The organism is Paenibacillus sp. SZ31, assembly GCF_012912005.1.
In the GTDB taxonomy this organism is placed as follows: Bacteria; Bacillota; Bacilli; order Paenibacillales; family Paenibacillaceae; genus Paenibacillus.
Map to the genome: position 1 here is coordinate 47001 of NZ_JABBEA010000021.1, position 14319 is coordinate 61319.

The following is a 14319-nucleotide window of genomic DNA, read 5'->3' on the forward strand; positions in this document are numbered from 1 at the left end:
GATGAATCAGGAAGATCAAGTACAGGTATATATGGATGAATTGCAGGTAAAAGCAAAGTCGTTAACAGGGGTACAGCTTGAGCTGGCAAACTATGTTGTGGAGATCGCCGGGTCTACGTATTTGCGTGGAGACGAAAAGATGTTTTTGAATACAGAAAAGTTGCTTGGAAGGCTGGCTGCGGAAACGCAGAACCCATTATTCCAGCCACTATTGGATGTACTCCAGCATCTGGCGAGCGAGTCATTGGTTGCACGATTCCGTTATATCGCAGAACGTGCGACTCGTTTCCCATACAGTAACCACTATGAACGCCGGCCTTATCGCACATCCGATCCGGAGCAGCATGTAGAACAGGTCATCCGTAAACTGATGGGATTATTCCGAATGGAAATGAAGAATTTCTCCCTGAGTGAATATGTGTCACTTCGTGAGTACAAGCTGGATTATCTGCATGAGATCCGTTCGGTACTGCCGGATTGTATCGCGTATGAACTTGATCATCAGGGCGGAGATATGAAGCAGGCACTGCACGATATTATATATGGTGACAATCAGACGGCGCTGTTAACCCATGAAATGATCAAAGGCATATTCATGAGCGATCAGGCAGATGCCTATCAGATGTTGGGTGAGCTGCTCATTGCAGCAAGGTTGCAGGAAGGGTTGCGCCAAAGCATTGTGGAGCGGATGGATGAAGGAACACTGGAAGCCTATATTTACATATTAAAAATCATCATCGACAACAACCTGATCCGTTTCAGTTCAGTGGTAAGAGCGCTCGCCGTATGGACAGGAATCGGCATAGAAGCAGCCAATCAGCGTGTTGCCGCACAGCTCATTGAACAGGCCTATGAGGCGCTTGTGCAACCAGAAGTACGCGAAGCCTGGCAGCAGGAAGCGAACGCCAACAAGCTCTTTATCAGCCTGTGGGCGACAGCGGTCATTGAAGAGAATGAACTGAAGAGCAAGATATTCGAAATTATGGATCAAGGCCAATTATATCAGAAGATTGTTGCCCAATATGTACTGGCTAACAGCCAGAACAGAGAGCTTCGTTTGCATATTGCACGTCGTTATCTGGAGGCGCAGGATACCGAGTTGATGCACTGGATTGTAACCAACTATGATGCCATGTATATGTACAACTGGAGTTTCGAAAATGGAGAAAATCAGCGTAGCGTCTACATATGGCCATTACCTGCGCTTGAAGATAAGACATTGAGACGTCAGGACTTTGATCGATTCAAACAGATGCTGACTGTCATTCCAAAAGGCGGTTCAGGTGGACCATCGGGTGTACTTGAGTATGTTCACTACCGGATTGATACGGATGATGTAGTGAAGAAAATGTTATATCTGGCCGCCTATGATATGGACCCGGAATGGATTGGGGAAGTCATCGCAATCAAGGACCGTTTGAGCCCGGAACTGCGCGGAGAACTGTTGTCCCAGTTTGTTCAGCATCCCGATAATGAGGTGCAAAGACAGTTTGTGTTTGAGAGTTTGTCTGATAAAAGCATCAGTAATCGGGAAAGTGCGCTCTCCAAAGCGAAGCTACTCACGCTGACGGTTGAAGAGATGAAACAGATGGAGGCGTTGATGAAGCTCAAGACAGGCTCACTTCGCCAGAAGGTCATCCATGTATTGTTACTACAACCCGTGGACCAATTGACGGTTTCACTGAAGCGACTTTTGCAGGCGAAGAGTGAGTTGCAGCGTCTGGGTGCGCTCGAATTGTTGACCGAGATTGCGGCAGATGCGGAGCGGGCAGATCAGCAGGAGCAATTGCAGTCATTGGCGCAGCTGATTAAGACGCCAACCGCGAAGGAACAGAAGTTGCTCGACAAGCTGACGGATCAGGGGAGTCGTTATACGGCCGCTAATGGGTTTGGTTTATTCGATCCGAAGCGACGTGAGCCATTGCTGGATGAGAAGCGTGAGCTCAACGGCCACAGTCCGAAGGATATCTTTACGCTCTCTCTGGATCAAACCAGACCATTCCTGCAGGGGCTCAATGAATTGGTGCATGAACACAGGGATCATGAGTATGAAGTGGAGTACTATGCTGGCTACAAAGACACGTTGTTACTTGGAGCGAGTCTTCGCTCAAAGGTTCCGTATGCAGAGCGCAATGAAATGAAGCAGTTGGAGCAATTTCCACTTCATGACGTATGGGAGAACTATATTCAACAAGCAGGGTTTAGCAGTGTGGAACTGATGCAGCTATACATGGTTATACAGCTCCGGGAGTTCAATGGCAATTTGGGTGATCATTACAGTTATTTCCGTGAACAGTATGACTATGATGAAATGCAGAAGATTCCGTTAATGGAAGGCTGGCGTAAGTCGTTTGCCGAACAGATCTATCCTCTGGATGATATCGAAAAGCTACAGCAGTTGCTGGATTCGTTAACGTATAAGGATCAGGTGACTTCTCTAATCTCAGCGGCATATCTGGATAGCAATCCGGAGGATACATTTGAGATCGCAGAGAAAACGTGGGCGTCCATTATCTCAAGTATGCCTGCCGAGCGACTGGAGAAGGAATCGGGTATGCTGCACATTCTAACGGGACCATGGAATTATACGGTTCGGAGCAAAATCCATGACGATGACAGCTTCAAACGGTTCTTCCAGACGGCTTACCCGTTCGCCAGTCTTGTAGAAAATAGTCAACCGTTGTCCTTGCTGTCACTTGAAGATTTCCTGCGCGCGTACCAGCTGAACCTGATTAATGATCAGGAGATATATCGACAGGTATTGGTCGGTGGCAATCGTCTGTTATTTATTCGTGACTTAACATCCACTCGTACAGAAGGGATCGCGAGTGATCCGAAGCTGGTTCAATTACGAGATGCGGTGGTCGATCGCATTCTGGAGATTGAGCTGACCCGGGGAGAGCTCTCTACAGAGGTAAGCACGCTTGCCATGAAACTGGATCGAATTGAAGGCATGGAACACTGGGTACATCTGGTCTCGGCGATGGATCAGGATACATTTGTCCGTGGATATATCTACAGCTATGGAGACAACACAATACGCAAAGAGACGTTCAGCTATCTGATTCAGAATTGTCATCCACGGGATGGAGAAGATGAGAAGCGGCTTGGAGAATTGCTCCAGAAGTATCCGGTGAATGAGAAGAAATTGCTGGAAGCAGCCATGTATGCACCACAGTGGATGGAGATTGTTGCGAAACATCTAGGATGGGAAGGTCTTCGCAGTGCAGCCTGGTACTTCCATGCCCATATCAATGAACGCTTTACTGCGGAGAAAGAGACCATCGTGGCCCACTATTCGCCAATATCACCACAGGACTTCAATGAAGGTGCATTTGATATCGCGTGGTTCGAAGAGGCCTATGCGGCTGTCGGGGAGGAACGGTTCAATCTGTTATACGATTGCGCCAAGTACATTTCCGGGGGAGCCAATCACCGCAGATCTCAATTGTTCGCGGATGCTGCACTTGGCAAGCTTCGTCTGGACGACATGCGTGAGTCTGTGTCAGACAAGCGAAACAAAGATCATTTGTTAACCTACAGTTTGATTCCATTCGCCGTAAATCGGGAACAGGATCTGCGTGAGCGATACGACTTCATTCAGAAGTTCCTGATGCAGAGCAAGCAATTCGGTGCACAGCGCCGTGCCAGTGAAGGTGTGGTATCGCAGATTGCACTGGGCAACCTTGCCCGTAATGCAGGCTATGCCGATGTTACGCGGCTGATGTGGGACATGGAAGCACGTAAGCTGGATGAGATGAAATCCTTCTTTGAACCTCATGCATTGGATGCGGACACTACAGCGCAATTGGTCATTGATGAGGAAGGCCAACCCGAGATGGTTATCGTCAGCAAAGGGAAGACACTCAAATCTGTACCTGCCCGGTTCAAAAAAGACGGATATATCGCTGAACTGAAAGAGCTGAAATCGGATCTGGTAGATCAGTATCGCCGGGCACGACAGGAACTGGAACGTTCGATGACTGCCGGAACATCCTTTACACATCAGGAAATTGCCAGTCTAATGCAAAATCCGGTTATCCATCCGCTGGTAAGAACACTTGTATTCCAGTCAGGTGACAAGACGGGAAGATTCGATGTATCGTCTAGCGGTTTGCTTGCTCCAGGACCAGAGGGCACGATCCAGGCATTAACAGAGCAGGATCAACTGCTGATTGCTCATCCGCTTCATCTGTATCAGAGCGGAAGCTGGAGTGAATTCCAGCGAGATCTGTTCACCCGTCAGGAGCGTCAGCCATTCAAGCAGGTATTCCGTGAGCTGTATCTTCCTAACGAGGACGAATTGGCTAATGGTACGGTGTCCCGCCGATATGCAGGGTACCAGATTCAACCGAAAAAAGCAGTAGCTCTGCTTAAAGGACGCCAATGGACTGTCAGTTATGAAGAAGGTCTGCAGAAGGTAAGCTACGAGCACAATCTGATCGCGAATCTCTATGCGATGGCGGATTGGTTCTCACCGGCAGATACCGAGGCACCAACACTGGAGACGGTGCAATTCTACGATCGCAAGACCTACAGGCCTGTAGCGCTGCAAGATGTACCGCTGACGTTCTTCTCGGAAGTTATGCGTGATATCGATCTGGTGGTCAGCGTTGCACATGTGGGAGGCGTAGATCCGGAAGCCAGCCTGACAACAATCGAGATGCGCCACGTCATTGTGAACGAGTCGTTGCGTCTGCTGAAGATCGACAATGTACGTCTGGACGGGAACTACGCACGGATTGATGGTGAATTAGGTGAGTATGCTGTTCATCTGGGTAGTGGTAATGTGTTCAAACAGGCCACAGGTGCGCTGCATATCATACCGGTACACAGTCAGCATCGGGGCCGAATCTTCCTGCCATTCCTCGATGAAGATCCGAGAACAGCTGAGATTCTGTCCAAGGTGATGTTGCTCGCCGAAGATAAGAAGATTAAGGACCCGCAGATTCTTGCACAGTTACAGAACTAGAACTGATTGAACCGTCCTATTAAGGCCGGTGTATAACTTGAAAATATAATCACTATGTTTGAATCATAAAAGCAACTGAGGAACCTGTTAAAAGGGACTTCAGTTGCTTTTATATTTTCGGATATTTCAATGGACCGGATTGGTTCCGGTTTCAAATAGACTTAGGACCCAGAGCGTGTCGGTATATTCCTTAATCTGATAATTAATTGCATTAATTGGTTGAACGGGAGTGGGTCGAACCGACTGTTTTTAAAAGTAAAGAATTTGTTCGAAAGTAGTTACATAAATGTAAATAATTCGTTTTCTTGTTTTGTTATCTGCATTATTAATATGGTGATTCCAAAGAACTAGGCTCCTTCTAATCGGTCTTTTACCAAATTTAAGGGGATGTAATTCGGAATCAGGTCGGTTAACGTTAGGAAGCGAAATCTGCTGACTTGCTTGCAGGCTGCAGTTTCAGAAGCCATGTGCAGGACGACCTGAATGCTTGAAAGACTGGAATCAAGCCAGTTTGCATTCCCTTGTATACATGTATTCAAGATGTGCACAAGAAAAATGATCAAGAGAGAAGGAGAGCTTACAACATGAACAGAAGACTCAATCTGATTTTCCTCAAACGATGGTTTATGCTATTAATCATCGTGGCGGTTGCGGCTATGCCGCTACACGCCTTCGCCGCGGAGGCGGAATCCGGGGCTGATCGGCCTTGGATGAACAAATCCTTGTCTGCGGAGGAACGCACCGAGCTGCTGCTCAAGGAGATGACGCTGGAGGAGAAAGTTGGATTCGTAACCGGTAAAGTAAATAACTATTATGGTTTCTATAATGATGGATTGGAGCGCCTCGGCATTCCGGCATTACAGATGGCAGACGGACCTGCAGGGGTACGTGTAGCTAACCCGGATGTGCAGGACAAAAAGTCCACGGCATTGCCTGCGCCCATCGCGCTTGCCGCTTCCTGGGATACCAATCTGGCCAAGAAATATGGTGATCTGATCGGTCAGGAAGCACATGATACAACACATAATGTAGTGCTTGGTCCTGGGCTGGACATTGCACGTACACCATGGGGTTCCCGGAACTTTGAATCGCTCGGGGAAGATCCGCTACTGGCTTCCGGTATGGGTGCAGCGTATGTGAACGGGATTCAAAGTAATCCGGTTATCGCTACTGCGAAGCACTATATCCTGAACAACCAGGAGACGGAACGTTTCACGACCAATGCAACAGCCAGCGAACGTGCCATTCAGGAAGTCTATGCACGTCCGTTCCAGGCGATGGTCGAAAAAGCGGATCTCGGTTCGGCAATGTGTTCATTTAACCAGGTGAACGGTACATATGCTTGTGAGAACAAGGAGATGCTGACGGATGTCCTTAGGGATCAGTTTGGCTTCGAAGGGTTCGTCATGAGTGACTACGGTGCAAACTTCAGCACAGCCAAATCCGCCAATGCGGGTCTGGATCTGGAGACACCTGGAGAACCTTACGGCAAATGGGGAGACAAATTGCTGGAAGCCGTGAACAATGGCGAAGTCAGCGAGCAAACCATTGATGAGAAGGTTAGACGTATTTTGCTTCAAATGTTCGATAAAGGGCTGTTCGATAACCCTGTAACAAATACACAAATCAATGCCAAGAAAGACGGCAAACAGGCACGTGAAATTGCAGAAGAGAGCATGGTTCTTTTGCAAAACAACGATAATACGCTGCCGCTTTCCAAGAAAAATGTGAAATCGATTGCTGTCATCGGACCGGATGCAGATAATGCATCTGCTGCTGGTGGAGGTAGCAGTCTGGTTAACCCGACGTATACCGTAAGTCCACTGCAAGGTATTCGTAACCGTGCTGGTAACGGTGTGGATGTAAAATATGCAGCTGGAACCGATCCAATCTCCGCAGGAGATGCATTTAATGGACCGTCCGCCGTACCTTCCACTCTGTTATCGCCTGGGGATGCTCAGGAAAGTGAAAGAGACTATGGTACAGATCGTGCGGAATACGGTCTGCGTGCTGAATACTGGACGAATAAAGATATGGAGGGTAACCCTTCGCTGGTTCGTACAGATAATCAGGTCAACATGAATCTTGGATTCTACAACTATGAAGGGTTTAATGCACAATCTTCCAAGCTTCCGGTGACACCAACGAAGTTCAATGCCAAGATGTCTGCTCGTTGGACAGGGGCAATTACAGCGCCTCAAACGGCTGAATATAAGCTGTCCCTGACCAGTCTCGGTTCTGCGAAACTGTATGTGGATGATGAGTTACTCGTAGACAATCAAGGTGAAACATTGAGTACAACGAAGAAAGAAATCACGTTCAAAGAAGGCGAGTCCCACAATATTCGGATTGAGTATCGTACAGATTTCCCGGTACAGTCCAATCATGATATGGGTGCACAGGTTCGTTTTGGCTGGGAAGCTCCAGAAGACGCTGTTGATATCAAAATGCAAAAAGCAGTCGATCTGGCGAAAAAATCCGATGTTGCCGTTGTGGTAACACGTACGTATGACAGTGAAGGTTATGTAGACCGTTCCGATCTGGAACTGCCAAATAACCAGGAACAGCTGATCCGCAAAGTAGCGGCAGCTAATCCAAAAACGATCGTGGTGCAAATGAGTGGTCGTGCTGTCGAGATGGACTCCTGGCAAAAAGAAGTGCCATCCATCGTTCAAGCTTGGTACGCAGGTCAGGAACAAGGTAATGCAGTGGCACGTGTGCTGTTCGGTGATGTGAATCCATCCGGTAAGTTGCCGGTGACGTTCCCATCAGATGATTCCCAGACCCCGGTATCGACTGCGGAACAATTCCCAGGTGTGAATGGGGTGGGTAACTACTCCGAAGGTATCTTTGTAGGGTACAAAGGATATGACAAAGAAGGCATGACACCGGCGTTCGCCTTTGGACACGGACTGTCGTATACCGATTTTAATTATCGTAATCTGCATGTGAAAAACACAGGTAAAAGCGATAAGGAAACTGTAGAAGTATCCCTGAATCTGCGCAATACCGGTAAAGTTGCCGGTGCAGAAGTCGTACAAGTCTATGTTGGCAATCTGCCAACCAAAGTTGAGACACCAGAGAAACAACTTGCTGGTTGGGCGAAGGTCGATCTGAAGGCAGGCAAGCAACAACGGGTTAACATTCAACTGGATCGCAGCGCACTGTCCTACTGGGATGAAGCATCGCATGAATGGGTAATGCCTAAGGGTAAAGTCCAGGTGTATGTCGGCAGTGCATCGGATGATATCCGTCTGACAGGCAGTGTGAATATCGGAAGCAAGTCCGGTAAATAAAAGTGGAATAAGGGAGATTGAAATTGAGTCGTGGCCGAATGGCCGCGGCTTTTTCCACAATGGAAGGAGAGTGAAGCGTGATGAACATAGGCTGGCGAGAGCATCCCAAACGATGGATGATCCTGTTGATGGCAGCTGTTTGTTGTGTCAGTATAGGAATCGGGCTTATCTTCAACCGAAGTGAACAACCCGCTCCGCCGCCGGTTGTGGACAAACAGAGAACGGCCGAAGTCTGGTTAACCACGGGAGATCAGCAAAATCTGCTTACACCACAGAAACCCATTCCAATTACAAATCACCATGATGCAGACACAAGCTCTTCAGATTCTAAAATGCAGGAGTCAGATACATCTTCGTCGGAGTTTACCATACAGATTGATCCGAACAAGACATATCAGACCATGGATGGATTTGGCGCAGCGATGACGGGTTCGTCAGCACATCTGATTAATCAGCTTCCAGAGGAACAGCAAGAACAATTGCTACAGGAGTTATTTACGCCGGAAGGCTTGAACATGGATATGGTGCGTCACACGATTGGTGCCTCCGATTATTCGGTAGATGAATCAGGCGCGGCTTCAAGTTATACCTATGATGATATCGAATCCGGAACGGATTATGACATGCAACACTTTTCGATCGATAAGGATCAGGAAGTTGTGAATATGTTGGAGCGTGTAGCTGGTCTTAAAACGGATCTTAACGTACTGGGCACACCGTGGACGGCCCCCGCTTGGATGAAGTATGGGGAGAAGACGACCAACGGCTGGTATCTGGATTACAACGATCCCCAGGTGTATGAAGCGTACGCGAGCTATTTTGTGAAATATATCGAAGCATATCAAACGAAGGGCATTCCCATCTACGGGATCACGTTGCAAAATGAACCGGAGTTCACCTCGGACAAATATCCGAGTATGAGTATGGGAGCCGAAGAACAAGCCATGTTCATTCGGGATTATCTTGGCCCTGCGCTACAAGATGCGGGACTGGATACGCGAATCATCGCGTATGATCATAACTGGGATCAGGCGGTCGAATATACGAGCAAGGTGCTCGGTGATGAGCAGGCTGCTGTTTACATCGATGGATCTGCTTTCCACTGTTATGCAGGTGATCCATCTATCATGTCGGAAGTGCATGATCGCTTCCCGGACAAACATATCTATTTTACCGAATGTAGTGGTGGGGAGTGGAGTCCTGATTTTGGCGAGAATCTGAGCTGGCAGATGTCCAATCTCATCATTGGTGCGCCTCGCAACTGGGCGAAAAATGTGCTGCTCTGGAACATCGCGCTCGATCCGCAAGGTGGACCCACGAACGGTGGCTGTGAGAACTGCCGTGGGGTTGTGACGATTGACCCGGAGCGTGATGAAATCACTAGAAATGTTGAGTATTATGCGCTGGGCCACATCAGTCGTTATGTACGTCCGGGAGCCGTAAGGATCGATTCCTCACAAGAACAAGGCAAGATCGAGAACGTAGCTTTCCGCAATCCGGATGGAACGATCGTGCTGGTTGCAGCTAACACGGGTGAGGCAGAAGTTTCCTTTGATGTAGTTATGGATGGAGATTCGTTTCAATATGTACTGCCTTCTCAATCGGCAGCAACCTTCCGCTGGAATCTGAAAACGGGGGGAGAACGTTGACTCAAGCTTGGAAATTATGGGTACAGATTGAATGATGGACATGGTAAAATACACGTAGAGTTATTTCAAATTTGATGTATTAAATAAGTCCGATCCCAGGATCGGGCTTTTACATAACCATTTACTTTTAATAGAGAAGGAGCATACGTCGGACATGTTAGTCGCTGCATATCGGGAACAGGATCATGACCAATTGGTCGAGATCTGGGAGAGTGTTCGAGCGATATCATCATCGGTTAACCACGGGATATCAATGACCACGAAGAGGAGTGTGCAGCATGACACAGATCAAGGTTACACCGGAACAACTGGAGACGGTCAGTGGGCAGTTCGCTCAGGCGCATCAGCAATTATCGGGCTTCATGTCCACACTGGATAGCAAGATGAGTGTCATGCGCAGCAACTGGGATGGCATGGAGCGGGAGCGTTTTTATAACGATTATTCAACAGCTCAAGGCACGATGAAATCTGTGCTGGAACTAGTTCTGTCCATTCAATCGGAGCTTAAGAAAATTGCCGAGCGTTTCCGCACGACAGATGAAGAGGCGGTGAGCCAGGCAATCATGACGGCGCTGACCGCAGCGCGGGCGCTATCAACCATGGGCAAAAATAAAGGCGACGCTCTAGACAAAACGCCAGGCCCACCAAAGAACATGGATGAATGGGATGAGAAGGATGCCGAGAAGTACCAGAACTATGAGGAAATGCTGAAGAAAGCTGAAGAGGTGGGTGACGAAGAACTGGCGCAGCAGATTCAGGCCAGCATGAACATCATTCGGCTTCAGTATGAAGATGTAATCTATCAGACGGACCCCAATACGGGCAAGACGGTGAAAATTACCGAGGATTCCATCGTGGGTACGTATCAGGTGAAAAGCGACAAGGGCGAAACGACTACGATCAGTCTGGATAAACAGGGCAATGTGGTGGACTATAGCAAGGATACGGAAAAGTATAAGTATTCGGAGCAAACGCACACGACCAGTCAAGGAGAGCATCTCTTTGGCAAAGTGGCACAAACGGCTACAGCTTACGGCATTGGTCTGCTGCTCACAAGCAAGACAGGCTCTGCCTTCACGGAACATGCCACTGGACTCGGTTCTTCCTTCGTAGCGGACAAGTTCCTGTTCTCTGTGCCGGAAGAAGGCGAGACACGTACGATGATCTATCGGACCAATAAAGATACAGGCAAAATCGAAAATATGATCGTGGTCACGCGCGGCGACAACGATATTGAATATACGCCGTGGCGGGATTACTTCTAAGCCACGGATGGGGTCGGCAAGCAGGCAACACAGGGTAAATGATTGCGGCCTGCTTGTCGACCCACAGCATGTAGCCATGTGGTTGTGTATCACATGGCTACAATCAAGGGGCAGGCGGCTTATCTGTGAGCCTGCCCATAGAGAAACACCCCGGCAACCTTCTCCCTGCGATGGGAAGGTTGCCGGGGTGTTTTGGGTTAATCTTACCGATTAGCCACGGTCAACGGACCGGGCTAAAGGGAGTCTTTTTTTGCCAAAGATTAATGCGTCTCTTCATCCAGAAATGGTTTGTTCACCGCATAATACATGAAGCCCATCAGCAGCACACCGCCCACCAGATTGCCCAAGGTAACGGGAACCAGGTTGTGAATCACACCTTCGAATGAGATTGTCCCCGGATGGTTCAGCACGAGTGCAATCGCGAACGTACACATATTGGCGATGCTGTGCTCATATCCGGAGATGAAGAAACAGAACACAAAGAGCATCATGGCGAACATTTTGGCCCCATTCTCCTTCATGAACATCGGCACAAAGAACGCCATACATACGAGCCAGTTACACAGGATTCCCCTGAAAAAGAGCTGCATCGTCGGAACTTCCATCTTGTGCTCCACCACGCTTAACAGAAATCCATTCACCTGAGACGAGTCGAACAATCCCGTCAGGTAGATTAACAGAGCAAACACGGCTGCACCCATCAGGTTACCGCTATAACTCGCAATCCACAGCTTGATTACTTCGAACCAGCGGAGTTTCTTGCGCAGCGCCGCATACGTGTAATAGAACGTATTGCCTGTAAACAGGTCACCGCCGCCATAGGCGATCAGAATGATGGCCGCGCCAAACGTAATTGCTGCCATAGGGTAGGTGAACGGGGACTGCTCCATATAAAAGAAGTTACCTGTCTTAAACGCCACGATGACGCCGAATCCGATAAACATACTGGCCAGCATGGAGCGTGCAAGGTACCTGATTAAGCTTTGTTTGTAAATCTTGTGTTTCTTCAGGGCGAGTTGTTCCACGTTGCGTAGAGCTTCCGTTTCCATAATTCTCCTCCAATAGCATGATGTCTTGCTTACCATTATAACGAAATTATGGAAATTGGGGAGGGGGAAGCTTGGATTACTGATTATTTAACCGGATATGGATACATGCAGGATGTGAGAATATCGATCTTTTGATCCTCTGTTCGTTCACGCGGTGCAATTTCTTCTGCATAAGAACGTTCCAGCTTGGTTCGCATGAAACGCTCTGCATGTTCGTTTGGACGAGAGTGAAGTTCTTTGGCATACTCACCAAATGCGCTGACATCCCGTACCTTTTCCAGTACGCTGTTCAGCAGTGGACTACCCGAATAGAGCAGGGATTCAGTCTCTTCGCATTCAAACTTGAGAAACAAAATGGCTTTTTGCAACGCATTGATTTCACCTTGGGTAAGGTGTACAGGTTGCGTAGCATCTTCGTTAGATTTAGTGAAATCAGACTGTTCATTACTATTTTGATTTGCATCTGACATCGGATTGCTCACCTCTTGACTTAAATTAGGACTGGGGCGGAAGCAGAATAGGACGGGCAGCCAAGGCTTCTTCCACAATCTGTTCGGGCGTCAGGTCTCGCTCATCCCAGTAAATCAGATTGCTGATCTCTGCATGAGGCACCCGCTGCTGTAGCTCCGTCAACATGTCATCCAATTCCGCTTCCGTTCCTTCGGCGTCCATCAGTTTGCGAACTAATTCTACCAAATACAATCGATTGTCCATATGTATGTACACCTCCTGAATGATTAATAGAATGAACAAACTATTGCGAGCGCTGACGAATCTGAGACGTCTTATTCAAGGATTTGAAGCGTCCGCGGAAATGTAAGGAACCTGAAACGCGCTACATCCGAAAAAACAGCCGTTTGCAGCAGTTTTGTCAGGGGATTTTGGGAAATAACGTGTCTGAAGTTCCTTACAATTTAGCATCATTCAATTCGTATAGCCATGTTGCCAAACTGCTCGCCTTTTTCCATACGCTCAAATGCTTTCGCTGCGTCTTGCAACGGATATACGCCATCGATTACAGGATGTATGTCATGTTGCTCCACCCATTGCAGCATCTGGACAAACTCCTCACGGCTGCCCATAGAGGTGCCGATCAGACTGACCTGCGGGAAGAAGATAGAGCGAATGGGAACGGTCAGATCATCTCCGGAGCTTGCACCATACATTACGATACGTGCACCTGGTCTGATTATATCAAAATATTTCGGGAACATGGCTTGTCCGATGCTATCCAAGATCATGTCCACAGTTTCCAGATCATTCTGCATACTCCAATCGCTATGACTATCCAGTGCACGAAAAGCGCCTAAGCGCAGCGCCTCATTTCTTTTGGCTTCACTTCTGGAGGTGACAGTCACCTGGGCACCAGCGGATACGGCCATGAGCAGGGCATAGGTTGCTACACCACCGCCAATGCCGGGAATGAGGAGATGTTCACCTTGCTTCAATACGCCGCGAGTGAATAAAGCACGATAGGCCGTCAGCGCGGAAAGGGACAGCACGCCTGCTTCCTCCCAAGATAGGTGGGCTGGCTTAGGCAGGGCATTTTCAGCAGGCAAGGTTATATATTGCGCCAGCGTTCCATCCGTAGGACCACCAACAATATCGGGTACGATCGGCACTTCAGATGTATGTTCCCAACCGAGCGTAGGATGGATAATGACTTCATCACCTATTGAGAATCCTCGTACACCTTCGCCGATCTCAACGATGATACCTGCCCCATCGGAACCGGGAATAAGCGTGGTGTCCTGGGTTCCGCGTTCTGCCATGATGAATAGATCCCGATGGTTGATTCCAGCGGATTTTAGTTGAATCAGCACTTCCCCGGCTTCTGGTGCCCGAGATGTTGATTCTGTATATTGAAGACCTGCAAGGCCGCTCTGTCCTGAATGGACGATAGCTTTCATATTCAATATTCCTCCTGTCTATGTAGCCAGACTTCACTACTGAGCCTCATTGTACAGACGGGGTAGATTCACGTAAAATGAACAAAAATGATTGTCAGTATCATTGAAAATAATAGATAAGTATTTTGCATGAATCGCATGATGCAGAATACCGATATAACGACAAGCAGGTGATCAG

The 14319-nt window shown here is 48.2% G+C and carries 8 protein-coding genes; 4 read left to right on the forward strand and 4 right to left on the reverse strand.

The genetic code is table 11. The annotated features are described in order from the left end of the window. Window position 1 precedes the first annotated feature (1 nt). The 4 genes from HF638_RS26150 (at window position 2) to HF638_RS26165 (ending at window position 11182) form a co-directional block, all read left to right on the forward strand. Window positions 2–4972 carry a DUF4132 domain-containing protein gene (locus tag HF638_RS26150; protein WP_169482902.1) on the forward strand — a complete coding sequence of 1657 codons (4971 nt, stop codon included), beginning with the start codon at window positions 2–4 and terminating at the stop codon, window positions 4970–4972. A gap of 584 nt (window positions 4973–5556) precedes the next feature. After that, complete coding sequence (locus HF638_RS26155) at window positions 5557–8268, forward strand: beta-glucosidase (RefSeq protein ID WP_169482903.1); 2712 nt, start codon at window positions 5557–5559, stop codon at window positions 8266–8268. Between the two features lie 80 nt (window positions 8269–8348). Continuing rightward, window positions 8349–9917: a glycoside hydrolase family 30 protein gene (locus HF638_RS26160; protein WP_169482933.1), complete on the forward strand. Its 1569-nt coding sequence runs from the start codon at window positions 8349–8351 to the stop codon at window positions 9915–9917. 278 nt (window positions 9918–10195) lie between these two features. Further along, window positions 10196–11182, forward strand: a complete 987-nt coding sequence (locus HF638_RS26165) for a WXG100 family type VII secretion target (protein ID WP_169482904.1) — start codon at window positions 10196–10198, stop codon at window positions 11180–11182. A gap of 260 nt (window positions 11183–11442) precedes the next feature. Here HF638_RS26165 and HF638_RS26170 read toward each other — a convergent pair whose 3' ends face one another. From HF638_RS26170 to HF638_RS26185, 4 genes are all read right to left on the reverse strand, one after another. After that, window positions 11443–12231: a formate/nitrite transporter family protein gene (locus tag HF638_RS26170; protein ID WP_169482905.1), complete on the reverse strand. Its 789-nt coding sequence runs from the start codon at window positions 12229–12231 to the stop codon at window positions 11443–11445. Window positions 12232–12314: 83 nt separating this feature from the next. Next, window positions 12315–12701, reverse strand: coding sequence for a hypothetical protein (locus HF638_RS26175; protein WP_169482906.1), 387 nt, complete (start codon window positions 12699–12701; stop codon window positions 12315–12317). 25 nt (window positions 12702–12726) lie between these two features. After that, window positions 12727–12945 (reverse strand): bacteriocin immunity protein, encoded by a 219-nt coding sequence (locus HF638_RS26180; protein ID WP_169482907.1) that lies wholly within the window; start codon window positions 12943–12945, stop codon window positions 12727–12729. Between the two features lie 206 nt (window positions 12946–13151). Beyond that, window positions 13152–14141, reverse strand: coding sequence for a quinone oxidoreductase family protein (locus HF638_RS26185; RefSeq protein ID WP_169482908.1), 990 nt, complete (start codon window positions 14139–14141; stop codon window positions 13152–13154). Between the last annotated feature and the right edge of the window lie 178 nt (window positions 14142–14319).